The organism is Aquamicrobium terrae (genome assembly GCF_052978165.1).
In genome coordinates this window covers 200,636-224,601 of the sequence record NZ_JBRKLZ010000001.1, presented here as the reverse complement: position 1 = coordinate 224,601, position 23,966 = coordinate 200,636, and the positions used below count along the sequence as shown (strand labels likewise).

Annotated in this window: 25 protein-coding genes and 2 tRNA genes; 18 read left to right on the top strand and 9 right to left on the bottom strand. The window is 62.7% G+C overall.

Going from position 1 to position 23,966, the window contains the following annotated elements:
- Positions 1-19: 19 nt before the first annotated feature.
- Together groL and ACVCNR_RS01310 are read left to right on the top strand one after the other, a co-directional pair.
- The gene (gene groL, locus ACVCNR_RS01315; protein WP_354195685.1) at positions 20-1,660 is read left to right on the top strand and encodes a chaperonin GroEL; all 1,641 of its coding nucleotides are present in this window, start codon (positions 20-22) and stop codon (positions 1,658-1,660) included.
- A 304-nt stretch (positions 1,661-1,964) separates the two neighbouring features.
- The gene (locus ACVCNR_RS01310; protein WP_354195687.1) at positions 1,965-2,144 is read left to right on the top strand and encodes a CsbD family protein; all 180 of its coding nucleotides are present in this window, start codon (positions 1,965-1,967) and stop codon (positions 2,142-2,144) included.
- Between the two features lie 85 nt (positions 2,145-2,229).
- Here the strand turns inward: ACVCNR_RS01310 and ACVCNR_RS01305 are convergent, their stop codons facing one another.
- Positions 2,230-3,348 (bottom strand): metallophosphoesterase, encoded by a 1,119-nt coding sequence (locus ACVCNR_RS01305; protein WP_447073520.1) that lies wholly within the window; start codon positions 3,346-3,348, stop codon positions 2,230-2,232.
- 163 nt (positions 3,349-3,511) lie between these two features.
- Here ACVCNR_RS01305 and fumC point away from each other — a divergent pair, with 163 nt between their 5' ends.
- From fumC to ACVCNR_RS01290, 3 genes are all read left to right on the top strand, one after another.
- Entirely contained in the window at positions 3,512-4,909 is a 1,398-nt protein-coding gene (gene fumC / locus ACVCNR_RS01300) for a class II fumarate hydratase (RefSeq protein ID WP_447073519.1), read from the top strand.
- Between the two features lie 41 nt (positions 4,910-4,950).
- Complete coding sequence (locus ACVCNR_RS01295; protein ID WP_354195691.1) at positions 4,951-5,079, top strand: hypothetical protein; 129 nt, start codon at positions 4,951-4,953, stop codon at positions 5,077-5,079.
- Between the two features lie 125 nt (positions 5,080-5,204).
- Positions 5,205-5,495, top strand: coding sequence for a Dabb family protein (locus tag ACVCNR_RS01290; RefSeq protein WP_354195693.1), 291 nt, complete (start codon positions 5,205-5,207; stop codon positions 5,493-5,495).
- A gap of 19 nt (positions 5,496-5,514) precedes the next feature.
- On the opposite strand, the gene ACVCNR_RS01285 is transcribed toward ACVCNR_RS01290, so the two are convergent.
- A complete protein-coding gene (locus ACVCNR_RS01285) occupies positions 5,515-6,072 on the bottom strand; it encodes a DUF1697 domain-containing protein (protein ID WP_447073517.1) in 558 nt (185 codons plus the stop codon).
- A complete protein-coding gene (ilvA, locus tag ACVCNR_RS01280; RefSeq protein WP_447073516.1) occupies positions 6,069-7,325 on the bottom strand; it encodes a threonine ammonia-lyase IlvA in 1,257 nt (418 codons plus the stop codon). The genes ACVCNR_RS01285 and ilvA overlap by 4 nt, the downstream gene beginning before the upstream one ends.
- Before the next feature lie 191 nt (positions 7,326-7,516).
- On the opposite strand from ilvA, the gene ACVCNR_RS01275 reads away from it, so the two are divergent.
- From ACVCNR_RS01275 to ACVCNR_RS01255, 5 genes are all read left to right on the top strand, one after another.
- Entirely contained in the window at positions 7,517-8,614 is a 1,098-nt protein-coding gene (locus ACVCNR_RS01275) for an alpha/beta hydrolase (protein ID WP_447073514.1), read from the top strand.
- Positions 8,615-8,779: 165 nt separating this feature from the next.
- A complete protein-coding gene (locus tag ACVCNR_RS01270; protein ID WP_447073513.1) occupies positions 8,780-9,892 on the top strand; it encodes an alpha/beta hydrolase in 1,113 nt (370 codons plus the stop codon).
- Positions 9,893-10,096: 204 nt separating this feature from the next.
- On the top strand, positions 10,097-11,119 hold the full coding sequence (locus ACVCNR_RS01265) for a tripartite tricarboxylate transporter substrate-binding protein (protein ID WP_447073511.1): 1,023 nt from the start codon (positions 10,097-10,099) through the stop codon (positions 11,117-11,119).
- Between the two features lie 76 nt (positions 11,120-11,195).
- Positions 11,196-11,657, top strand: a complete 462-nt coding sequence (locus ACVCNR_RS01260; RefSeq protein WP_447073510.1) for a tripartite tricarboxylate transporter TctB family protein — start codon at positions 11,196-11,198, stop codon at positions 11,655-11,657.
- A 10-nt stretch (positions 11,658-11,667) separates the two neighbouring features.
- Positions 11,668-13,176 carry a tripartite tricarboxylate transporter permease gene (locus ACVCNR_RS01255; RefSeq protein ID WP_447073509.1) on the top strand — a complete coding sequence of 503 codons (1,509 nt, stop codon included), beginning with the start codon at positions 11,668-11,670 and terminating at the stop codon, positions 13,174-13,176.
- A 16-nt stretch (positions 13,177-13,192) separates the two neighbouring features.
- Here the strand turns inward: ACVCNR_RS01255 and ACVCNR_RS01250 are convergent.
- Positions 13,193-13,278, bottom strand: a tRNA-Leu gene (locus ACVCNR_RS01250).
- A 92-nt stretch (positions 13,279-13,370) separates the two neighbouring features.
- A complete protein-coding gene (locus ACVCNR_RS01245) occupies positions 13,371-14,363 on the bottom strand; it encodes an acyltransferase family protein (protein ID WP_447073508.1) in 993 nt (330 codons plus the stop codon).
- Positions 14,364-14,634: 271 nt separating this feature from the next.
- Between ACVCNR_RS01245 and ACVCNR_RS01240 the strand changes: the two genes are divergently transcribed.
- Both ACVCNR_RS01240 and ACVCNR_RS01235 read left to right on the top strand, forming a co-directional pair.
- Positions 14,635-15,735, top strand: a complete 1,101-nt coding sequence (locus ACVCNR_RS01240) for an NADH:flavin oxidoreductase/NADH oxidase (RefSeq protein ID WP_447073507.1) — start codon at positions 14,635-14,637, stop codon at positions 15,733-15,735.
- Between the two features lie 76 nt (positions 15,736-15,811).
- Entirely contained in the window at positions 15,812-16,051 is a 240-nt protein-coding gene (locus ACVCNR_RS01235) for a DUF2188 domain-containing protein (RefSeq protein ID WP_354195711.1), read from the top strand.
- Positions 16,052-16,141: 90 nt separating this feature from the next.
- Here the strand turns inward: ACVCNR_RS01235 and wrbA are convergent, their stop codons facing one another.
- On the bottom strand, positions 16,142-16,741 hold the full coding sequence (wrbA, locus tag ACVCNR_RS01230) for an NAD(P)H:quinone oxidoreductase type IV (RefSeq protein ID WP_354195713.1): 600 nt from the start codon (positions 16,739-16,741) through the stop codon (positions 16,142-16,144).
- A gap of 181 nt (positions 16,742-16,922) precedes the next feature.
- Here wrbA and ACVCNR_RS01225 point away from each other — a divergent pair, with 181 nt between their 5' ends.
- The 4 genes from ACVCNR_RS01225 to ACVCNR_RS01210 all read left to right on the top strand — a co-directional run bounded on the left by ACVCNR_RS01225 (position 16,923) and on the right by ACVCNR_RS01210 (position 19,782).
- Entirely contained in the window at positions 16,923-17,663 is a 741-nt protein-coding gene (locus ACVCNR_RS01225; protein WP_354195714.1) for a competence/damage-inducible protein A, read from the top strand.
- Between the two features lie 69 nt (positions 17,664-17,732).
- Entirely contained in the window at positions 17,733-18,566 is an 834-nt protein-coding gene (locus ACVCNR_RS01220; RefSeq protein ID WP_354195715.1) for a universal stress protein, read from the top strand.
- A gap of 112 nt (positions 18,567-18,678) precedes the next feature.
- On the top strand, positions 18,679-19,176 hold the full coding sequence (gpt, locus tag ACVCNR_RS01215) for a xanthine phosphoribosyltransferase (protein WP_354195717.1): 498 nt from the start codon (positions 18,679-18,681) through the stop codon (positions 19,174-19,176).
- 111 nt (positions 19,177-19,287) lie between these two features.
- Positions 19,288-19,782, top strand: coding sequence for an NUDIX hydrolase (locus ACVCNR_RS01210; RefSeq protein ID WP_354195719.1), 495 nt, complete (start codon positions 19,288-19,290; stop codon positions 19,780-19,782).
- A gap of 71 nt (positions 19,783-19,853) precedes the next feature.
- Here ACVCNR_RS01210 and tig read toward each other — a convergent pair whose 3' ends face one another.
- Positions 19,854-21,326, bottom strand: coding sequence for a trigger factor (gene tig / locus ACVCNR_RS01205; protein WP_447075617.1), 1,473 nt, complete (start codon positions 21,324-21,326; stop codon positions 19,854-19,856).
- Between the two features lie 362 nt (positions 21,327-21,688).
- Between tig and ACVCNR_RS01200 the strand changes: the two genes are divergently transcribed.
- Positions 21,689-21,773: transfer RNA gene (locus ACVCNR_RS01200), tRNA-Leu, on the top strand.
- A 111-nt stretch (positions 21,774-21,884) separates the two neighbouring features.
- Positions 21,885-22,043 carry a hypothetical protein gene (locus ACVCNR_RS01195; RefSeq protein ID WP_447073506.1) on the top strand — a complete coding sequence of 53 codons (159 nt, stop codon included), beginning with the start codon at positions 21,885-21,887 and terminating at the stop codon, positions 22,041-22,043.
- A gap of 37 nt (positions 22,044-22,080) precedes the next feature.
- On the opposite strand, the gene ACVCNR_RS01190 is transcribed toward ACVCNR_RS01195, so the two are convergent.
- Together ACVCNR_RS01190 and ACVCNR_RS01185 are read right to left on the bottom strand one after the other, a co-directional pair.
- Positions 22,081-22,665, bottom strand: a complete 585-nt coding sequence (locus ACVCNR_RS01190; protein WP_447073504.1) for a GDYXXLXY domain-containing protein — start codon at positions 22,663-22,665, stop codon at positions 22,081-22,083.
- Positions 22,662-23,777, bottom strand: a complete 1,116-nt coding sequence (locus ACVCNR_RS01185) for a DUF2157 domain-containing protein (protein ID WP_447073502.1) — start codon at positions 23,775-23,777, stop codon at positions 22,662-22,664. Before ACVCNR_RS01185 ends, ACVCNR_RS01190 begins: the two co-directional genes overlap by 4 nt.
- Positions 23,778-23,966: the final 189 nt, after the last annotated feature.

Genomic DNA, 23,966 nt, shown 5'->3' with positions numbered 1-23,966 from the left:
ACAGGCCCAGGAGTAAGCAATGGCTGCCAAAGACGTAAAATTCTCCCGTGACGCCCGCGAGCGCATGCTGCGCGGTGTCAACATCCTCGCCGACGCGGTGAAGGTCACCCTCGGTCCCAAGGGCCGCAACGTCGTCATCGACAAGTCCTTCGGCGCTCCGCGCATCACCAAGGACGGCGTCTCCGTCGCCAAGGAGATCGAACTGGAAGACAAGTTCGAGAACATGGGCGCCCAGCTCGTTCGCGAAGTCGCTTCCAAGACCAACGACAAGGCCGGTGACGGCACCACCACCGCCACGGTCCTCGCCCAGGCCATCGTTCAGGAAGGCCACAAGGCCGTTGCCGCCGGCATGAACCCGATGGATCTGAAGCGCGGCATCGATCTGGCCGTCTCCGAGGTCGTCGCCGATCTCGTCAAGAAGGCCAAGAAGATCAAGACCTCCGAGGAAGTCGCGCAGGTCGGCACCATCTCCGCCAATGGCGAGAAGGAAATCGGCGAGATGATCGCCGAGGCCATGCAGAAGGTCGGCAACGAGGGTGTCATCACCGTCGAGGAAGCCAAGACCGCCGACACCGAGCTGGAAGTCGTCGAAGGCATGCAGTTCGACCGCGGCTACCTGTCGCCCTACTTCATCACCAATCCCGACAAGATGATTGCCGAACTCGAGGACGCCTACATCCTGCTCCACGAGAAGAAGCTCTCCAACCTGCAGGCCATGCTGCCGGTGCTCGAGGCTGTCGTGCAGACCTCGAAGCCGCTGGTCATCATCGCCGAGGACGTCGAGGGCGAGGCCCTGGCCACGCTGGTCGTCAACAAGCTGCGCGGCGGCCTGAAGATCGCTGCCGTCAAGGCTCCGGGCTTCGGTGATCGCCGCAAGGCCATGCTGGAGGATATCGCCATCCTCACCGGTGGCCAGGTCATCTCCGAGGATCTGGGCATCAAGCTCGAGAACGTCGGTCTCAACATGCTCGGCCGCGCCAAGAAGGTGCGCATCGAGAAGGAGAACACCACGATCGTCGACGGTGCCGGCAAGAAGGCCGAGATCCAGGGCCGCGTTGGCCAGATCAAGGCCCAGATCGAGGAGACCACCTCCGACTACGACCGCGAGAAGCTGCAGGAGCGCCTGGCCAAGCTGGCTGGTGGCGTTGCCGTGATCCGCGTCGGCGGCTCGACCGAGGTCGAGGTCAAGGAGAAGAAGGACCGCGTTGACGACGCCCTGAACGCCACCCGCGCCGCGGTTGAGGAAGGCATCGTCCCCGGCGGCGGCGTCGCCCTGCTGCGCGCCACCCAGGCGATCAAGGCTGCCGGCGCCAATGCCGACCAGGCTGCCGGCATCAACATCGTGCGTCGCGCCCTGCAGGCTCCGGCCCGCCAGATCGCTACCAACGCCGGTGCGGAAGCCTCGATCATCGTGGGCAAGATCCTCGACAACAAGAGCGCGACCTACGGCTACAACGCCGCCAACGACGAGTATGGCGATCTGATCCAGCTCGGCATCGTCGACCCGGTCAAGGTTGTTCGCACGGCTCTGCAGGACGCCGCTTCGGTCGCCGGCCTGCTGGTCACCACCGAGGCCATGATCGCCGACGCTCCGAAGAAGGAAGCCGCGGCTCCGGCCATGCCCGGCGGCATGGGCGGCATGGGCGGCATGGACTTCTAAGAAGTTCTTTCACCGTGAATTGGAAAGGGCGGCCGGTGGCCGCCCTTTCTTTTTTGAAAAAAGATACGCCGGCATGGAACCAATTTCACGGCCGGCCGTTCTGGTCCTGTCGAAGCAATTCAAAGGAGAAATCCGGAGAAAGGCTAACGACAAAAGAGACGCCTTCCACACATTCAACGGTGCGGGAGGCGTCTTTTTGCGATGCGTGATGGTTTTCCATCAACCTGTTATTCTCAAAGAATAATCCGGAACAAATCGACAGCAGCTCCGTTGAAGTCGGCGAATCAACCCAGGAGATGCGATCATGGTGAACAAGGATCAGGTGGCCGGCGCGGCCAAGCAGGCAAAGGGCGCCGTCAAGGAAGCCGCAGGCAAGCTGACCGGCAGCAAGAAGACCGAACTCAAGGGCAAGGCGGAAAAGGCAGCCGGCAAGGTTCAGAAAACCTATGGCGACACCAAGGAAAAGGTGAAGAAGGCCATGTAGGCCGATTGACCCTCACGGGATATGCACGCGAAGGCGGTCTGCGGACCGCCTTTTTTCGCGCTCCGCCGACGGGCAGGCAGGCGCTTCACGTGCCCAGCTTTCTGGTGAACGCATTGGTGAAGGCGATGCCGTCCCCATCATCCCTTGCTTCCCCCAGCACCACCTCCATCACACCGTTCGTGACGCGGACAAGCGCAAAACCGCCCATGAAGGCTGCCTTCGGCTTGAATAGGTCCAACCCGTTTGCCTCATAGATCATCGGGGTTTCGTGCTGATGGCCGTGAAAGAGCCCGATAACGTTGAAAGGCTTTATGACCGCCAGCAAGGCTGCCTGTTCGGCCTTGCTCCACCAATGGGGCTTTCCGGTGCCTGTGTCGTCGAAAGTCTTGCGCTCGCTGTCCCATACTTCGAGCGAGAACGGGTCCCATCCATAATGCTGGAACAGGACGACCGGCCTTCCGTCGGCGGCGTTCGCCTGCAGGTCCTGCCCCAGCCAGTTCAGCCCGCTTACCGCTCCTTCCCGCGTATCGCCGCCGAAGCGATGCAGTTGCACCAGGTGCAGGCCGCCCCAATCCCATGAATAGCAGTCGGAATCGACGTCATAATTCGCGGCCGGCACCGGCGGCTTGAAGAATATGCCCGGCCTGTGGTTCATCTCCACGTAGTCGCGCAACTCGCGCCGATACCAGTCGACATGGGGCGGTGGTCCGTTCTGGTCGAGATCGTGATTGCCAAGGCCGGCATAGACAGGCATGTGCACCCGGTCGGGACCGGCGCCTTGCTGATAGCGCTGGCTGAACTGGAGCAATTGCGTGCCTTCGCTCGGCTGCACGGTCTGGCCCCCACTGTCATCGGTCATGTCGCCGCCGACGACCAGCCCAAGGGGTGTCGCGATGCGCTGCCCCGCAGCCTCCAGATGCGTCGCCTTGCCGTCGATCTCGGCCGGCCACACCTTGCCCGTGATTGCGTTCAGCACCGCGATGTGGCGCAACAGGTTCGCATCGGTCTTGCCTTCCTGGGCGCAATTCGGGCTAAGGCCACTGGCCATTCGGCAGGCATGGACATCGCAGATGAACAGGAAGGTCGCGTCGATGGGCGGGATTGCGGCCTGCGTGGCGGTCGGCAAAAGGGTTCCGGCAGTCCATGCAAGACCTCCGGCCAGCATTTCGCGACGGGACAGCCGAAACAAAATGCGCGCGCTCATGATCCTTCAATTGAGCACGGGAGCGGGGCCTGGTCCAGTTTGCCGCCGCCGCCTATGGCATTGAAACGATTTGGAAGCCCCGGCTTCAAATCTTGGCTTGAAGCCCTCTTGGCAAAGCGATAGGCCGGGGCCACCCTAATTCGCTTGTTCAGGAGACCTGCCCGTGAGCGCTCACAAGACCAGAACCGAAACCGATACGTTCGGCCCCATCGAAGTGGCCGCCGACCGCTATTGGGGTGCGCAGGCGCAACGGTCCCTCGGCAATTTCAAGATCGGCTGGGAAAAGCAGCCGGCCTCCATCGTTCGCGCGCTGGGCATCGTCAAGCGCGCCGCCGCGGAAGCCAATATGGAGCTCGGCAAGCTCGATCCCAAGCTTGGCGCGGCGATCATCGAGGCCGCGCAGGAAGTGATCGACGGCAAGCTCGACGAGCACTTCCCGCTCGTGGTCTGGCAGACCGGCTCCGGCACCCAGTCCAACATGAACGCCAATGAAGTGATCTCCAACCGGGCGATCGAGAAGCTTGGCGGGGAGATGGGCTCGAAGAAGCCGGTTCATCCCAATGACCATGTCAATATGAGCCAGTCGTCGAACGACACCTACCCGACGGCCATGCACATCGCCTGCGCCGAGCGCATCGCGCACGACCTGCTGCCGGCGCTGAAGCACCTGCACGCCGCCCTCGAAGCCAAGGCCAAGACCTTCGACCATATCGTCAAGATCGGCCGCACCCATACGCAGGATGCAACACCCCTCACCCTCGGCCAGGAATTCTCCGGCTATTCCCAGCAGGTGAAGAACGGCATCGAGCGCATCGAGATGACGCTGCCGGCGCTGATGCAGCTTGCGCAGGGCGGCACCGCGGTCGGCACCGGCCTCAACGCCCCGGTCGGATTCGCCGAGAAGGTGGCGGAAAAGATCGCCGCCATCACCGGGCTCGACTTCACCTCGGCACCGAACAAGTTCGAGGCGCTGGCCGCCCATGATGCCATGGTCTTCTCGCATGGCGCGATCAACACGGTCGCGGCCTCGCTGTTCAAGATCGCCAACGATATCCGTTTCCTCGGCTCCGGCCCCCGCGCCGGCCTTGGCGAGCTTGCCCTGCCGGAGAACGAGCCGGGCTCGTCGATCATGCCGGGCAAGGTCAATCCGACCCAATGCGAGGCGCTGACGCAGGTGTGCGTGCAAGTCTTCGGCAACAATGCCGCCATCACCTTCGCCGGCAGCCAGGGCCATTTCGAGTTGAACGTCTACAACCCGCTGATGGCCTACAACTTCCTCCAGTCGGTGAAGCTGCTGGCCGACGCATCGGTGTCCTTCACGGACAACTGCGTCGTCGGCATCGAGGCCCGCGAGGACAACATCAGGGCTTCGCTGGAACGGTCGCTGATGCTGGTGACGGCGCTGGCCCCGACCATCGGCTACGATGCGGCGGCCAAGATCGCCAAGACGGCGCACAAGAACGGCACGACGCTGCGCGAGGAAGCGCTCAAGACCGGCCTGGTCAGCGAAGCCGACTATGAGCGCTTGGTGCGGCCAGAGGACATGATCCATCCCGGCTAAGCCATCTGGCTGCCGGGTTGCATTTCGGCTAGTCTGCGGCCATGCGCTACGTGATCATCATCGTGACCATCGCCTGCTTCATCATCTGGGACGGCCTCTACAATGGAGGCCGTTACATCGATGCGTCGGTGACGAGCGTGAAGAACGTCGTGCGCATGGTCACCGGCTAGTTCACCTGCACCATTTTCCGGCGCGACATCCTGCCGGTTGACGCGACGCGGTCTTCCGGACCAGAAGATGTCCGCCCCCGGCCGATGCCGGCAGCCGTTCCCGAACCGATTCCCAGGAGGCCGAATTGATCCGGCACATCGTGTTCTTCACCGTGAAGCCGAGCATGGACGTAGAAGCCGTGCGCGTCGGGCTGATGGAACTCGGGCGCATCCCGCATTCACGGCATTTCGAGGTGACCGTGAACCGCAAGGTCGATCTGTTCGAGAACGAGATCGACATCGTCGTCTATGCGGAGTTCGAAAACGAAGCCGCCTTGCACGCGTTCAAGGCCGACCCGATCTACGCCGAAACCACCGCCAAGGTGCGGCCGATGCGCGAACTGCGCTTTTCGGCTGACGTGGTGGCGGCAAACTGAGCGCCGCACTAAACGGCAGTCAGTCCGCCAAGCCGATTTCGGAAGCTAGTTTCCCCAGTGCAAGGACGGTGCGCCAGTTGCGCGCGGTCGACACCGTCCCCAGCAGGCGGTCGACCACCGGCGGCAGTTTGGAGGCGCTGAAACCGTCTGGCACATGCAGATAGAGAATATTGCCGCTGACATGGAGCCGTTCACCGGCCGCGCGTGCCTGTAGCGCCTCCACATCCTTCTGTTTCGGTTCGTCCTTCAATACGAAGACATGCAACCTCGTTGGGCTGTCGGCGGCTTCCGGAAACGGATTGGCGTCGATGATCCGCTGCCACTCGTCGCGGCTGGCCAGCATGATCTCCTTGTCGAAGCCGAAATCGCGGCGGGCGATATCACCAATCAGCCTGTGTGTTTCCTGTCGGCCCCTGTCGGAGGCGAGAATGGCATTGCCGCTGTTGATGTAGGTGGAGACATGGCCAAACCCGGCCTTCGTGAGCGCCGCACGCAACTTTGCCACCGGCAACTGGGTCGCGCCGCCGACGCCGCGAAACAGCACGATGTACACATCGCCCGTGGCCTTGCCGCTCATATGATGAAGCTCGCCAGCGTCTCGTTCTCGGTAATGTCCTGATACTGCACGCCCTCGGCCTCGAACTTCGCCTGGAGCGTGGTGAAGTTGCGGCTGTCGCGGGTTTCGATGCCGATCAGCACCGAACCGAAATTGCGCGCCGACTTCTTCAGATATTCGAAACGGGCAATGTCGTCGTCGGGTCCGAGCATCTGCAGGAAGTCGCGCAGGGCGCCCGGCCGCTGCGGCAGGCGAATGATGAAATATTTCTTCAGCCCTTCGAAGCGCAATGCCCGCTCCTTGACATCGGGCAGGCGCTCAAAATCGAAATTGCCGCCGGACACCACGGCCACGATGGTCTTGCCGCGGATTTCCTTGCGGCTGAAATCCTTCAGCGCGTCGATGGTGAGCGCGCCGGCCGGCTCCAGGACCACCCCCTCGACGTTCAGCATCTCGATCATGGTCGCGCACAGCCGGTTTTCCGGTACGAGGCGCGCCGTCTCGGCGGGAAAGTCCTTGAGCAGCCGGAAATTCTCGCGGCCGATTTCCGCCACCGCCGCCCCGTCGACGAAGTTGTCGACGCGGGGCAGTTTCACGCGCCTGCCTTCGGCAAGGCTGCGGGCAAGGCTCGGAGCCCCCGACGGCTCGCAGAACAGGAAGCGCGGCGCCTGCCCGGCAGCCTCGAAATATTGGGTCACGCCTGCCGCCAACCCGCCGCCGCCGACAGGCAGCATGACGATGTCCGGCGCCCTTTCCGTGCCGATCTGCTCGATGATCTCCTGCGCGATGGTCGCCTGTCCCTCGATGATGTCGCGGCTGTCGAAGGGCGGCACCATGTGAGCGCCGGCGGTTTCGGTGAACTCCAGCGCCGCGTGATAGCAATCGTCGAAGAAGTCGCCGATCAGCCTGATCTCGACGAACTCCCCGCCGAACATGCGGGTCTTGTCGATCTTCTGCTGCGGCGTCGTCACCGGCATGAACACCACGCCCTTGCGGCCGAAATGGCGGCACACGAAGGCGAAGCCCTGCGCATGGTTGCCGGCGGAAGCGCAAACGAACAGGCTGGCCTTGTTGCCTGCGGCAAGCGTCTTGCGGAAGAAATTCAGCGCGCCGCGGATCTTGTAGGAGCGCACCGGCGTCAGGTCCTCGCGCTTCAGCAGGATGCGCGCCCCATATTTCTGCGACAGGTAGTCGTTTTCCTGCAAAGGCGTTTCGGGAAAAATCTCCCGTATCGCCTGGGCGGCAGTTCCAACCCTGTCGGCGAAGCTTGTCATGGCGCGGTCCTGTGGCGTGAATGAGCATCCGTTCCTGCCGCGATTTTGGCATTTGCGCAACACCGAACCTGTCGCAAACGGACCAGCCTCATCTAAGCGACGCTTTGACTTACTTCCGCCGTGTTCTGCGGGTGGAGGAAGCGGGGCTCTGGCATCATGCCTTGCCCACGGCGAAACCGACGGACATCGAAGTGCCCTTGAAGACCCTGCTTGCAATCGCGCTTTCCCTGGTGGTCGCCGGCTGCACCACCAACAGATCGGAAGAAATCCTCGGCAGCGTCCTCGTGCCCGCCGCAGTGACCGATATTGCCGGGAACCACTCGATCTTCATCGCCACGACGCGCAAGCGCTCCACCGACCGTTCCAAGGTGTTCGAGGGTGAACGCTCGGCCACGCTCAACTTCGCCCGCGTCAACGTCACCGTGCCACGCGAGCACAAGGTCGGCCAGATCGAACGCCGCAAGCGCGGCAGATCCGACGATCCGTCGAAATATTTCATGGCCTCCGATGCCGCCGGGTATGAGACGGGGCCGCAGTTCTCCCAGGCACTGGATGCCGATATTGCCGCGCGCGGCGGCCGCGTCATGGTTTTCGTGCATGGCTACAACACCGGCTTCGATGCCGGCGTGTACCGTGCGGCCCAGATCGCCCACGATTCCGGCTACCCGGGCACGCCTGTCCTGTTCTCCTGGGCTTCGGGCGGCTCGACCACCAGCTATGTCTACGACAAGGAGAGCGCCAGCGTGGCGCGCGACCAGCTCGAGGTGACGCTGCGCCTTCTGTCGCAAACCGGTGCGCGCCGCATCGATATCGTTGCCCACTCGATGGGCACCTGGGTGACGATGGAGGCGCTGCGCCAGCTCGCCATCACCGGCGACCGCAACCTGCGCGGCAAGCTGGGTGACGTGGTGCTGGCCTCGCCCGACATCGATGTCGACGTGTTCAAGAGCCAGATGCGCCGCTACGGCAAACCGGAAAAGCCGTTCATCCTGCTTCTGTCGCAGGACGACAGGGCGCTGCGGCTGTCCGGCATGCTGGCCGGTTCGCGCCCGCGCGTCGGCGACTATGCCGGTGCCGACAAGGAACTGGCCGATTATGGCGTGACGGTCGTCGACCTGTCCAAGGCGAAGGGCGCGGATTCCTTCAACCACACCAAGTTCGCCGACAATCCGGTTCTGGTGCGCATGCTGGGCCAGCGCCTGCGCGAGGATGACGGGTTCGCCAGCGACCGGGAAATCACGGACCGCATCCGGCTTGTCACGCAGCAGGCCGCCGCCAGCGCATTCTAAAGCCTGAACAGATCCAAGCAGGGCTGGACCAGGCAGGTTTCTGCCTATATTGCGGATGCAGGTCCAGGCGGCGCCGCAAGTATAGGGCGCCATATTGGGAGCAGCGGTGCTGTGCGCTTGAAAGCCTTGTTCGTTGTCGCTTTTGCTGCACTGCTGGCTGGATGCATGGCATCCAGCCGCCATGAACTGCTCAATATCTCGTCCTTTCCGGCCAATCCTTCCGATATTTCGGCCGAGCACGAAATCTTCGTGGCCACCACAAGACGCCAGTCGATCGACCAGCCGCGCATCGTGTTCGGTGGCGACCGCTCCCCCAACGTGGCCTATGCCAGCGTCGACATGACCGTTCCCCGTATCCATGAAACCGGCAGGATCGAGCGCACCAAGGGCCGCGCTCAGGCCGACCCGGCCAAGCATTTCACGGCACGAAGCGTGAGCTTCTACAAGGAACCGTCGCAGTTCGCGCGAGCCATCGATGCCAACGTGGCCCGGCATAAGGACCGGCGCGTGCTGGTCTTCGTGCATGGCTTCAACAACGGTTTCGATGACGGCGTCTACCGCATCACCCAGATCGTGAACGATACGAAATATGACGGGACGCCCATCCTGTTTTCCTGGGCTTCCAACGCAAGGACGACGGGTTATCTCTACGACAAGGAAAGCGCCAACGCCGCGCGCGACGATCTCGAGGCGACGCTGCGCATGCTGGCCAGGAGCAAGGCCAAAAGCATCGACATCATCGCCCATTCGATGGGCACGTGGGTAACGATGGAAACCCTGCGCCAGCTCGCCATAGCCGGCGACCGCGACCTTGGCGGCAAGCTCGGCAATGTCGTGCTTGCTTCGCCGGACATCGACGTCGATGTGTTCAAGAAGCAGATGCTGCGTTACGGCAAGCCCGACAAGCCTTTCGTCGTGCTGCTCTCGGACGACGACCGCGCCCTCCAGCTCTCCACGTTCATTTCGGGCGACAAGCCGCGCGTCGGCGACTATTCCGATGCGGCCGATCTGGCCAGCTACGGGGTCATCGTGGCCGATCTGACGCAGGCCAGCTCCGGCGACAGGCTCAACCATGCCAAGTTCGCCGACAATCCGGTCCTCGTGCAATTGCTGGGCGACAGCCTGAGGACCCATGCGGGCCTGGCGGCGGCCGAAGATGGCGATTTCGGCAGCCCGATGAGCACGATCGGCAAGGACATCGGACAAGCGGTCGGCTCGGTCGCCGACATCGTCATCACCACGCCGTTCAAGGTTCTGTCGATCGCCGCCGGGGGCTAGAAAAGGATCGCGGGACACCCGCAAGGCGGGAAAAGGTCGACGCCAGCGCCCCGCCTGCCCCTGCGTCATGTCGGAGAGCCCGCCCTAATCTCTTGATTTGACTTTCTATTTTACGTTTCTATTTCTCGGTATATAGTCCGATAGTTGTGTTGCGCTGGTGCCCGGATGTCGTGTTTCCTGCACTGGGGTCTGCGCGAGACGACAATGGGATCGCAGATACAAGACGCAAACGATACCCGGGAGGAAAACGTGAAGAAACTGGTTGGCGCCCTGGCGATGGGTGCAATGCTTTCTATGACCGCCGCATACAGCTACGCGGCCGATTATCCGGAACGTCCCATCACCGTCATCGTGCCGTTCTCCGCCGGGGGGCCGACGGATACCGTCACGCGCCTCGTCGCGGAAGCCATGTCGAAGGATCTCGGGCAACAGGTTCTGGTCGAGAATGTCGGTGGCGCCGGCGGTACGCTGGGCGCGGCGCGCGTGGCGCAGGCCGAACCGGACGGCTACACGCTGCTTCTCCATCATATCGGCATGGCGACCAGCGCAACGCTTTATCGCAAGCTGCCCTACGATACGCTCAACGCCTTCGAATATGTCGGGCTCGTCACCGAAGTGCCGATGACCATCGTGGCCCGAAAGGATCTCGAGCCGACCGACTTCAAGGCGCTGGTGGAATACGCCAAGGCCAACAAGGATTCGGTCACCGTGGCCAATGCCGGCATCGGCGCGGCTTCGCATCTGTGCGGCATGCTGTTCATGAGCGCCATCGACACGCCGCTGGTCACCGTTCCCTACAAGGGCACCGGCCCGGCGATGACCGACCTGCTCGGCAGCCAGGTCGACATCATGTGCGACCAGACCACCAACACCACCAAGCAGATCCAGGCCGGCACCATCAAGGCCTATGCTGTCACCACGCCCGAGCGGCTGGAGGTGCTGCCGGACCTGCCCACGACCAAGGAAGCTGGCGTCGACGGCATGGAAGTCTCCATCTGGCACGGCCTCTATGCGCCGAAGGGAACACCGGCCGAGATCGTCGATCGGCTGTCGAAATCCCTGCAACTCGCCCTGAAGGATGAAAATGTGGTCGCCCGCTTCGCCGAACTGGGCACCGCGCCTTCGCCTCAGGAAGATGCGACCCCTGCGGCATTGAAGGAAAAAGTCGAAAGCGAAATCACGCGCTGGAAGCCGGTGATCGAAGCCGCCGGCCAATACGCGGACTGAGGCGAGCATGGGCGGGCGGCTGCAAGGCCTCCCGCCCTGCCACGATCTTTCCCGTCAACCGCCGTAGAGAATTTCCATGAAATCCTTGTCTGTCGACAGGACGAACGGCCTGTGCGCCGTATTTTTCATCGGGCTCGGTGTCTTCTTCGCCTTCGAATCGCTTGATCTCGAACTCGGCACAGCGCTGCGGATGGGCCCCGGCTACTTTCCCCTTGTTCTGGCCGGTATCCTCATCCTCCTCGGCGTCGTCGTGCTGATCGATGCCATACGGGTCGAGAGCGAGCCGATCGGCCACATCGCGTGGCGCGGGCTGGTGCTCATCCTTCCCGCGCCGATCTTCTTCGGCCTCACGGTGCGCGGGCTGGGCTTCGTTCTCTCGATCTTCCACACCTGCCTGATCGCCTCCTTCGCCAGCCAGAAGATGAAACCGCTGACGGCCCTGATCCTGTCGGCCGGGCTTACGCTGTTTGCACTGATCGTCTTCAGCTATGCGCTCGGGCTGCCTTTCGTGCGCTTCGGGCCTTGGCTCCGCTTCTAAAGGCAAGCTCATGGATCTGTTCAGCAATCTTGCCCTCGGCTTTGCCACCGCATCCACGCTGTGGAACCTCCTGTTCTGCCTGATCGGGGTGCTGCTCGGCACGCTCATCGGCGTACTCCCCGGCATCGGCGCGACGGCCACCATCGCCATGCTGCTGCCCATCACCTTCCAGATCGGCGATCCGGTCTCTGCCCTGATCATGCTCTCCGGCATCTATTACGGCGCGCAATATGGCGGCTCGACCACGGCGATCCTCATCAACATGCCGGGTGAATCGTCCTCCGCCGTGACCGCCATCGACGGCTATCAGATGGCGCGCAAGGGCCGCGCCGGGGCCGCCCTCGCCGTCGCGGCGATCGGCTCCTTCTTCGCCGGCACTGTATCGACCTTTCTCGTCGCCCTGTTTGCCCCGCCACTCACCGTCATCGCCCTGAAATTCGGCGCGGCGGAGTATTTCTCGCTGATGGTGCTCGGCCTTGTCTCTTCCATCGCGCTTGCCCATGGCTCGGTCATCAAGGCCATCGCCATGGTGGTGCTGGGCTTGCTGCTCGGCCTTGTGGGAACCGACATCTACACCGGCACGCCGCGCTTTACCCTGGGCATCCGCGAATATGCGGACGGGCTGAATTTCGTCGCGGTGGCGGTCGGCGTGTTCGGTATCGCCGAAATCCTGCGCAACCTGGAGAACGAAAAATCGCGCGACGTGCTGATGGCCCGCGTGACGGGCCTGCTGCCCACGCGTGACGACGTCCGGCGCATGGTCGCCCCCATCCTGCGCGGCACTGTCCTGGGGTCGGCGCTCGGCATCCTGCCGGGCGGCGGCGCCATCCTTGCCTCCTTCGCCTCCTATACGGTCGAGAAACGCGTCTCCAAGACCCCGGAGGAATTCGGCCATGGCGCCATCGAAGGCGTCGCGGGCCCGGAATCGGCCAACAATGCCGGCGCGCAGACCTCCTTCATCCCCATGCTCACCCTCGGCATTCCGGCCAATCCGGTGATGGCGCTGATGATCGGCGCCATGATCATTCAGGGCATCGTGCCCGGCCCCAATGTCGCGACAGAACAGCCGGCGCTGTTCTGGGGCATCATCGCCTCGATGTGGATCGGCAACCTGATGCTGATCGTGCTCAACCTGCCGCTGATCGGGTTGTGGGTGAAGCTGCTGACGATCCCCTACTACGTGCTGTTCCCGATCATCATGGCGTTCTGCTCGATCGGCGTCTACAGCGTGAACTCCAACGTCTATGACCTCTATGCCGTCGCTTTCTTCGGTCTGCTCGGCTATGTGCTGCTCAAGCTGCGCTGCGAGCCGGCGCCGCTGCTGCTCGGTTTCGTGCTGGGGCCGCTGCTGGAGGAGAATCTGCGCAGGGCCATGATCCTTTCGCGCGGCGATCCGACAACCTTCCTCACCCGCCCGATCAGCGCCACCCTGCTCGGCATTTCGGCGCTGGTGCTGGTCGTGGTCTTCCTGCCCAGCATCAGGAAAAAGCGCGACGAGGTCTTTGTCGAGGAGGATTGACGGGACTGCCCCAGGCTGGTGCGGACGGCGGGGATCGAACCCGCATAGCCGAAGGCTGAGGGATTTTAAGTCCCTTGCGTCTACCAGTTCCGCCACGTCCGCGCGGGCTGTTTGTCAGAGGTTTGAGCGGATTCGTCAACAGATGTTTGCAGCCATCGTCGCATTCCCAAGGCTGCCGGCCATCTGGTCTGCTTTCAGGAATTTACCGCCTGTCGCCTGATAGGCTTGATTTTCACCGAACTCGGCAGGCCAAGCAGGTCGTTGAGATGGAGCCGAATGGCCGCCATCTGGATGAGCACCGGGATAGCTATCGCCGCAACCGTCGCGGTCGGGATCAGAATGGCCGGGTCATCTATTCCCATGAACCGCAGCAACATGGTCCGGACGAAGCCAAGCACGAGAATATGCAGGACATAGATCGACATCGAAAACTGGCCGAGCAGAGCCAGAAGACCGCATAACCCCTCAAAGGACTTCGACTGTTCGAGCCTTGCGCACAACGCCAGCATTGCGGCGATTCCAAGAATTGCAGCCAGAATCGGCAGGCGTTCCGGAATGCCGGCGTAATAAGCGCCAACTGCCGCCAGCAAGAACAAGGCACAAAGCGCACCTGTCGCCATCCGGGAAACCGGCAGCAAAGTCAGCCAGATGCGTTCGCGAGCCAGCATGCCGAGCGTGAAGTAAAAGAAGCCGTAGGCGATATCTCCAACGACGCCGGCGCCTGCGAAATGCAAGGCCACAAAGGCGATGAATGCGCCCGCCGCCAGCATGTCGGTGCGCAACATGGCAAGCACGTAAGCCAGGACATTGCAAAAGAACAGGGCGTAGAGGAACCAGAAGGGCGAGATAGGCACCCACAGGATTTCCAGCAACCGGTCGGCACCGACGGTCGCGTTGACGGCGCTCGAACCGGACAGGGCGACCTGAATGGTGCCCTGCACCAGTGACCAAAGGAAGTATGGATAGACGATCATCCTGAGACGGCCCAGCCAGAAACTTCCGGCCGGCTTGTCTCTGGAACCAGCGAAGAAGAGGCCGGATATGAAGAAGAAGACCGGCATATGGAATGTGTAGATAACATAGTCCGTAAGAACCAACCCGGAGTCCGGCGGCACGATGTTCGCGCTCAACAATCCGCGCAGGCAGTGGCCATAGACCACCAGGATAATGGCGATACCCTTGGCCATATCGAGCGCTTGCGACCGCTGCCCTGTGCTTGTTGACGCCAACGTCATAACCGGCCTTTGGCTGGATCCGGGAACCTTCCGACCTGAAACTGTAGCCCAACCGAGGCAGGCGGCCAGCGTCTCCTTTTGGCGAATGGGGCCATCGGATGGAGATAGGCAACCGCGCTGGAGGGTCACCTGTCCCAATCGATTTCGGAGCTTCCGGACAACCCAGCGGGTGGCAACGAAGCGGCATTCAACCTAAATAGCCAGGACTTGTACGGAGCCATTCATGACTGCAGCTCTTTTCCAGCCGATCACGCTCGGAAATCTCGCCTTCCCAAATCGCATAGCCGTGGCGCCCATGTGCCAGTATTCCGCCGATGACGGTTCGGCCAGCGATTGGCATCTCCAGCACTGGATGAACCTCGCCATGTCCGGCGCCGGCATGGTCACCGTGGAGATGACCAATGTCGAGCGTCGCGGCCGCATCAGCCATGGCTGCCTCGGGCTCTATAGCGAAGCCAACGAGGCAGCGGCCAAGCGTGCCCTCGATGCGGCAAGGCGCGTGGCGGCGCCCGGCACCAGATTCGGCACCCAGCTCGCCCACGCTGGCCGAAAGGCCTCCTGCCGGCGGCCTTGGGAGGGTGGCGGGCCCTTGCAGCCCGGCGAGGACCCGTGGCGGATCGTCTCTGCCTCGGCGATCCCCTATGACGAAGGCTGGCAGACGCCACACGCCCTGAGCGAGGACGAGATCTGGCAGGAGGTCGATCACTTCGCGCAGGCCGCCCGAAGGGCGGAACATGCCGGATTCGACTTCATCGAATTGCACGGCGCGCATGGCTACCTGATCTTCCAGTTCCTGTCGCCCCTCTCCAACAGGCGGGCGGACCGTTGGGGCGGCTCGCTTGAAAACCGGATGCGCTTTGCCGTGGAGGTTGCGCGCGCGGTGCGCAAGGCCGCCCCTTCCCTCATGCTGGGCATCCGCCTTTCCGTGAAGGAATGGGTGCAAGGCGGCTTCGACGTCTATGATGCCATCGAAGTCGCAAAGGTGCTCAAGGGCGAAGGCATTTCCTATATCTGCTGCTCCAGCGGCGGCAATTCCCCGCTACAGAAACTTCCCTCCGGGCCCGGCTACCAGGTCGATCTGGCCGAAGCGGTACGCAAGGGCGCCCACATTCCCGTCCGCGCTGTGGGCCTGATCACCGAGCCGAGACAGGCGGAAGCAGTGGTTGCCGAAGGCAGAGCGGATATGGTCGCCCTCGGCCGTGCCTTCCTTGCCGATCCGCGCTGGGGCTGGCGTGCGGCAGCCGCTCTTGGCGAAGAGATCCAGGCAGCCCCGCAATTGCTGCGCTCGGTCACCACCATGCGGCATTGGGTGGAGCAGGCTTGACAAACGTCAGGCAACCAATGACGGGCCGCCGCGTTCTGCAATCACCTCTATAACAGGTGATGAGCGGAGAACGAGGATGGCGAAGGTCGTCTATAAAATCGTCGAGCATGACGGGGGCTGGGCCTATCAGGTCGGCTCGACCTATTCGGAGACTTTTCCAAGCCGCGAGGCCGCGGTTCGGGCTGCCGAACAGGCAGCGCAGGAACAGCAGATTTCCGGAACCTCGGATGGCATCCAGTACGAGGACAGTTCCGGCAACTGGCACGAGGAACTCTCCGACGGCCGCGACCGGCCGGAGACGGAGGTTTCGGAGTAGCCGTCCCGTTCAATTTCTGTTCGATGGCTCAATTCCAAGCAAAAAGGGCGGCCAGTGGCCGCCCCCTTGCATGGCAAAGCCGTTTGAGCCTTAGCCGTGGAGCTTGGCCGCGATCTCGGCCACCCGCTTGCCTTGGAAGCGCGCGCCTTCCAGCTCCTGCGCCGAAGGCTGGCGCGAACCGTCGCCTTCCGTGGTCGTGGTCATGCCGTAGGGCGCGCCGCCGCGCACCACATCGTTGCCCATCTGGCCCTGATAGGCATAGGACAGCGGCACGATGATCATGCCGTGATGCTGGAGCGAGGCCTGCGTGCTGATCAGGGCCACCTCCGCGCCGCCATGCTGGGTTGCGGTGGACGCCATCACCGAAGCGACCTTGTTCACCAGCGCGCCTTTGGCCCACAGCGGGCCGGTCTGGTCGAGGAAGTTCTTCAACTGGGAAGCCATGGCGCCGAAGCGGGTGGAGGCGCCGAATATGATGGCGTCATAATCCGCCAGTTCGAGCGGCTCGGCGATCGGTGCTTCCTGATCGAGTTTGTAGTGGGCGGCCTTGGCTACTTCCAGCGGCACCAGTTCGGGAACCCGCTTGACGGTCACGTCGGCGCCGGCCTCGCGCGCGCCTTCGGCCGCGGCCTTCGCCATCTGCTCCATGTGACCCCAGCTCGAATAATAAAGGACAAGCACCTTCGCCATTTCCATCTCCACGGTTGCGGCCGCGGACGCCACGTCCGCTTCGAATACCGGGGCAATCTAGGGCGGTGCATGTTCATGGAAAAGTACCCCGGCGCCGACACACCGTTCACAAATCCTGCATCTTTGCGCAGTTCGCGCCAACGGGTTATGGGAAGGCGATAAAATGTTCGAGGAGTCGTTCATGACCGAGATTGTCACCGCCGCCATGCTCGTCATTGGTGACGAAATCCTGTCCGGGCGCACCAAGGACAAGAACATCGGGCATCTTGCCGATATCATGACTGCCGTGGGGATCGACCTGAAGGAGGTTCGCATCGTTCCGGACGACGAGGACGACATCGTCGCGGCCCTCAATGCCGTGCGCCAGCGCTATACCTATGTGTTCACATCCGGCGGCATCGGGCCGACGCATGACGACATCACCGCCGATTCGGTAGCAAAGGCCTTCGACGTTCCCTGTGAATACGATACCGCTGCCTACGCCATGCTGGAAGCGCATTATGCGAAACGCGGCATGGAGTTCACCGAGGCGCGCAAGCGCATGGCGAGGATGCCGCGCGGGGCCGCCCATATCGAAAACCCCGTCTCGGTCGCCCCCGGTTTCCGCATCGGTAACGTCCACGTCATGGCCGGCGTGCCGTCCGTCTTCCAGGCCATGCTGGACAAGGTCGTCCCCACGCTGAAGACCGGCGTGAAGATGCTGACCGCTACGGTCCCCTGCCCCCTGGGCGAAGGCGTCATCGGCGGCCCGCTGTCGGAAATCCAGAAGGCGCACCCGCTCACCATCATTGGTTCGTACCCGAAATTCGGCGAAGGCAAGTTCTGGACCGAGCTGGTGGTGCGCGCCCGCTCCGAGGATGCGCTGGAGGCAGCCCGCAAGGATGTCGAGGCCATGGTGAGGGACCTTGGCGAAGCAAGTTGAGGCGACACGGAACCGGAAGCGTTCCGGCGCGTTTAGCTTGGCCATTTTTCTATCGAAAAGGGGCCGGCCATGTCGTTCAAGACCATTGCAGCCATATTGCAGGGCGAGCAGGAATTTCAGCGCGTACTCGATTGCGCCATTCCGCTGGCTTCCCGTCTCGAAGCTCACCTCGTCGGCATCCATGCCGAGGTTCTGCCTGTGCCCTACACGGCGGCGGCGGGCTTTCCTGACACCGACTTCATCCAGGTTTCTACCGAACTGAACAAGGAAGCCACGCTGAAGCTGCGCGGCACCTTCCACGAACGCGTCGAGGATGCAGGGCTTTCCTTCGAATGGCGAACGCTTGAAAGCTTCTCCGGCGACGGAACGCTTGCGGGCCTGCCCAATGTCCGCGCCGCGGACCTGATCGTCGCTGCCCAGCGCGACGTGGAAAGCGACGACGGAACCGATGTCGAAAGCCTCGTCTACGATGCCGGACGGCCGGTTCTGATGGTGCCGCATTCCGGGCCGATCCTTTCCTCCTTCCGGCGTGTCCTGCTGGCATGGAACGGCAGCCGTGAAGCGGCGCGGGCGACGTTCGACGCCCTGCCCCTCCTGATCGAGGCGGATCAGACGGACATACTGATCATCGATCCGCCGGAAAGCTCCGACGACACCCCGGATGCCGCAGGCTCCCGCATCGCGGCTTCCCTGGGGCGGCATGGCGTATCGGTGGGCGTGTCGGTTCGCAATTCCCAAGGGCAGTCGGTGGAAACCCTTATCCAGGATAGGCTGGCCGCCAGCGGCGCCGACCTTCTGGTGCTCGGTGCCTACAGTCATTCATGGCTGCGGGAACTGCTTTTTGGCGGAGTCACACGCTCCATTCTGCGTTCCGCACCGGTCACCGTCTTCCTGTCGCGCTGAATAGCAGGGGTCGGTTGCAGCCGGCCCTTGCCAAGCATGTGGATTTCCGGCTAATTCCGCCCGCATTCCATATCATCTGCGCGCTCCAGCGCGCCTGCGGAGTGTGCCCGAAATGTCCCTTCCCGACAAAGCTTTCCCGGTATCCTGGGATCAGTTCCACCGCGATGCCCGCGCCCTGGCGTGGCGGCTGTCCGGTGCCGGCCAGCAATGGAAGGCCATCGTGTGCATCACTCGCGGCGGACTGGTGCCGGCGGCGGTCATTTCACGCGAATTGGGCATCCGTGTCATCGAGACGGTCTGCGTCGCCTCCTATCACGACTACAGCTCGCAGGGGCAGTTGCAGGTGCTGAAGGAGATCAGCCCGGTTCTCCTCGAGAATGACGGCGAGTCGATCCTGATCGTCGACGACCTGACCGATACCGGAAAGACCGCCGGAATCGTGCGCGCCATGCTGCCAAAGGCCCATTTCGCCACGATGTATGCCAAGCCGAAGGGCCGCCCGCTGGTCGATACCTTCGTGACCGAGGTCAGTCAGGATACCTGGATTTATTTCCCCTGGGACATGGGTTTCACCTACCAGAAGCCGATCGCCGACGATCAGGTGGGCTGAAAACCCCAGCCTGCGCCCGGAAGGCCAATGTGAGCGGATTTACTTTTCCTACACCATGAATGGCGTAGGCTTACCAAGCTGGCAAAATGATTCCATCCGGGCGCTGCTTCGATGCTGACGGGGCCACAATCTCACGCACATCTCGCCGAAAGGGTGCGCAAGCTGTTCGGCACGGTGCCATGCCGTTTGCAAGTGGCTGCCCTGCCCTGGCACGAGGTGGGCGGCGTGGTCGAGGTCATGCTCATCACCAGCCGCGACACCGGCCGCTGGGTGCTGCCGAAGGGATGGCCGGAAGCGCGCGAGCCGCTGTGCGATGCAGCGGCGCGCGAAGCCGATGAGGAAGCCGGCATTTCCGGCCGCATATCTCCCGTCGAGGCCGGCCGCTATTTCTATGCCAAGACAATGTCCGGCGGTCACGACGTGCCGTGCGAGGTGCTGGTCTTTCCCCTGCTGGTCGAGAACATGACGGAACGCTGGAAGGAAAAGCGCCAGCGCACCCGTTGCTGGATGACCGGTGAAAAGGCGCAGAGCCAGGTCGCGGAACCGGATCTCGCCGAGATCATCGGCCACTTCTGCGCCAACCGGCATCTCTACGCAGCGGTCTGAATTCCGCCGTTCCCAGATACAAAAAAGGCCGCCCGAAAGGCGGCCTTCCTGTTTTCCGGGAAAGGGAGCCGTTACTCGGCGTCCTTCTCAGCCTTCTTCTTCGGCGCAGCCTTTTTCTTCGGAGCTTCGGCCTCGCCTTCCTCGGCCTTGGCGGCAGCCTTCTTCGGCGCGGCCTTCTTCTTGGCCGGCTTGGCTTCAGCTTCGCCGTCCTCGTCCTCGGCCAGAAGTTCTTCCTTGCTCACCTTCTGGTCGGTCACGGAAATCTCGCCGAGCAGGTGGTCCACCACCTTCTCCTCGAAGATCGGGGCGCGCAGCGTGTTCAGCGCCTCGGGGTTGCTGCGGTAGAACTCGAACACTTCCTGCTGCTGGTTGCCGGGGAAGCGACGGACCTGCTCGAACAGGCCGCGCTGCAGTTCCTCGTCCGAAACCGTGACGCCGGCCTTCTCGCCGATCTCGGCCAGAACCAGGCCAAGGCGCACGCGGCGCTCGGCCAGGCGCTGATACTCGGCGCGGGCCTCTTCCTCGGTGGTCTCTTCATCCGCGAAGGTGCGACCGGCCGCCTCCAGGTCGCGGTTGACCTGATTCCAGATGTTGGTGAATTCAGCTTCCACCAGCTTGGACGGCGCCTCGAATGCGTAGGCGGCGTCGAGCTGGTCCAGAAGCTGGCGCTTCACCTTCTGGCGGGTGATCGAACCGAACTGGCTCTCGATCTGGCTGCGCACGATCTCGCGCAGGCGATCAAGCAATTCGAGGCCCAGCGCCTTGGCGGTCTCATCATCGATCTTCAGTTCGCCCGGCTTGGCAACTTCCTTGACGGTGACGTCGAAGGTGGCTTCCTTGCCGGCCAGATTGGCAGCCTGGTAGTTCTCCGGGAAGGTGACGACGACCTGCTTTTCATCGCCGGCCTTGGTGCCGACGAGCTGGTCCTCGAAGCCCGGAATGAATTCCTTGGAACCCAGAACCAGCGGCTGGTCGGAGCCGGTGCCGCCGGCGAAGGCTTCGCCGTCGATCTTGCCGACATAGTCGATGGTCAGGCGGTCGCCTTCGGCGGCCTTGCCATCCTTCGGCTCGTAGCTGCGGGTGGATTCGGCCACGCGCTGCACCTGCTCGTCGATCTCCGCCTCCGGCACGTCATAGACCGGACGGTTCACCTTGATGTCGGCGAAGTCCTTGATCTCGATCGGCGGGATGACCTCGTAGTTGAGGCTGAATTCGAAATCGGCGCCGCCTTCAAGGATCTTCTCGGCTTCCTTCTCATCCTCGGTCATGATGACCTCGGGCTGCATGGCGGCCTTCTCGCCGCGCTCGGTGATGATGGAGCGCGCGTCGTTGAGGATCTCATTGACCACTTCGGCCATGAAGGACTTGCCGTAGACCTTGCGCAGATGCTGCACTGGCACCTTGCCCGGGCGGAAGCCGTTGATGCGGACCTTGCCCCGGGCATCGGTCAGGCGCGTCATGAGCCTGGCTTCCATGTCGGTAGCCGGCACGACGACCTTGATCTCGCGCTTGAGGCCGGAGTTGAGCGTTTCGGTGACCTGCATCATCAAACCTTTATCTTGACCCATAAGACTGCAAAACGGCCCCTGCCGTTCACAGCCTGCCGGTGCATTCTTCCGGGGTTGGCTTCGGGGCGAAGCCGGATGAACCGGTCAAGGCTTGACCCAATCATCCGGGTAACGCTCCAAAATGTGAATAAGTCTTTGTTGTTCCTACTTCTTTTCACATTTTGCAGAAGCGGATCGTCGCATCCCGTCACATTCGATCCGCCTTTTGTCACAGGCGAGGCCAATTTTCAACCATCTTCGCGCCGTTGCGGGCGCATGTAAAACGGCCACCGGGCGGTCTCGTTCCCGTCACTGAACACATTGACAGCGACCGGCCTTCATGGGATTGGCGAGGCCGCGCGCATGTGGCGGAACTGGTAGACGCCCCGGATTTAGGTTCCGGTGCCGAAAGGCGTGGGGGTTCGAGTCCCTCCATGCGCACCAGCATCCAAAGATGCCTGCGAAACGTGCCGTCACCCGCGGACCATTCGGCAGGCATCGTCTTCAGGAGGCCGACAGGGCGTTGTCCCAGGTCTGATAGAGCAGAGCATCAAGATGACACGATCCGACAAGGGTGAAGGCCTTTCACCGCGCAACGCCGACAAGCCATTCCGTCCCGACGTGGAACTTTATGATCCCTGGAGCCGGCATTTCGCCTCCGACCATCACCGCAACGAGTTCCGCAAGGCGCTCGAGGCCGGCGAGGACGAATAACGCCCCGTCGCCGCCGCGCGGCCGCCAGACGGCCAACTCAGTAGAGCGGCTCCTCGAACAGCATGTTTTCGCCATCCATCAGCGCCTTGACCTGCGCCGTACCGGATGACGAGACAGCGGCCCGGACGCCGAAGGGCCGCACGCGCATGTCGCGCTCGATGGCGCGGCCCTCGCCCTCGGGCACATAGAAGCGCTCGATGCCATAGGTAACACGGACCTCTCCATCCACATGCGCGAGGTTCAGAGGCGGAACCTGGCCGACAATATCCACTTCATCGGCTCCTGCCGGATTGGGCGGTGTCTTGAGCCAGGCGCCGCCGGCACGCCAATAGCCATCCTCTTCCCTGCGCAGGCGCACGGTGACGCTGTGCATCGGGACCAGATCGTGCCGGACCTCGCCGATGTCGGCGATCATGGAGAGCGGCAGGCGCGAGATGTCGTAGTTCAGGATGACATAGTCTCCGCGCAGCAGATTCCTTGGGTCGACAGGCTCGACCTTCAGCAACACCTCGCGGCCGTCGCGCAGGACGGCGGCCCGGCCGACAATCATCCAGCCGAGGAACCCCACCTGGACGAGCGCCAGCAACAGCGCGGACAGGACAAGCTTCTTGCCGTTGTTCATGCCCCGCTCCTTTCGGCCTGCGACCGGCCCATCCGGCCTTCAAGCCGAATGATAAGCGCGGCAAGAATGCCCAGCAGCACGGCGGCGAACAGGAAGAAGCCGGCAGTCCCCAGCATCGTGCCCATGGTGATGCCATAGATCAGGCACAGCTCGATGGCGAAGGCCAGATAGGCAAGCCCGCGCAGCCCGCGGCTCTGCGGTCCTTGCAGAAGAAGGGCTGCGACAATTCCGGCCAGGGTTACGGCGGCCGCTATTATAAAGCCGGGTCCCCCTTCCAGTTCGACCTGGATCAGCGCCATGGCCACCAGGAAGGCGACCAGGGCATGCAGCGGCAAGCGGCCGTTGATGCGCACGATGTTGTCGGTTTCGCGCGGCGCGATATGCGCAACCGCAAAAATGCCCGCCGAAACGCAGGCCATCAGGAAGCCGACCTCGAAGGCATCGCCATCCGCCGCCAGCCATGTGACATAGGCGACGAGCGACAACAGGATCAGATGGCGCGCGGCCTGGCTGCGCGTCCAATAGGAAATGGCGAAGAGGGCCGCCGCAATCGGCAGGAACAGAAGGGGCGTCTCCAGGTTGGAGAGCGTGCGCAGGCCGCCCAGGAGCGAACCGGCGAGCCATGCATCGGCAATGCCGACCGCCGCCACGGTGAGCGGGCCGGAGCGCAGGACAAGGGCCGCGACAGCGGTGGCGGCGCACCAGGTCAGCATGGCGGCCGACTCGTCGCCGGACATGTGATACATCTGCCCGATCAAGGCCATGGATGCACCGAAGGCCGCCGCCGCGACGATCCAGGCCGCCTCGCCGAATGCGTCGTGATCCCTGCTTTTCAGAACCGCGCCACCGACGTAACCGCCGATTATCAGCGCAAACAACACAGCGACCCGCAAGAGCCGGGGAAACGCTTCCCAATTGGCGGCGACGAAGATGAGGATCGCCGCACCAAGCAGCAGCGCCGCCATCATGGCCAGCACGGTGCCGGACCCGAAGGAATTGCGGTCCCGCCGCTCTGCATCGGCGACCAGTTTCGCTGCCGTCGAACGGTCAATCAGCCCGGCCTTGGTCCAGCGCTCGACGTCTTGCCGAAGCCGCACAACGTAGCGCGCCATCATGCCTTTTCCATTAAATTAGTCGATTTAGAAAGCATCATTTCCAAGCCGTTGTTCAAGCGTCCTTTTTCGAATTTGGCCTTTTTATGTCACGGGTGTGAAACCGTCAGGATATTGCATTGCACAAAACGCATTGCTGCCATGCATCATCCGCTCTTTCAAAGCCCGCCGGTCGGTCGTATCTAAGCT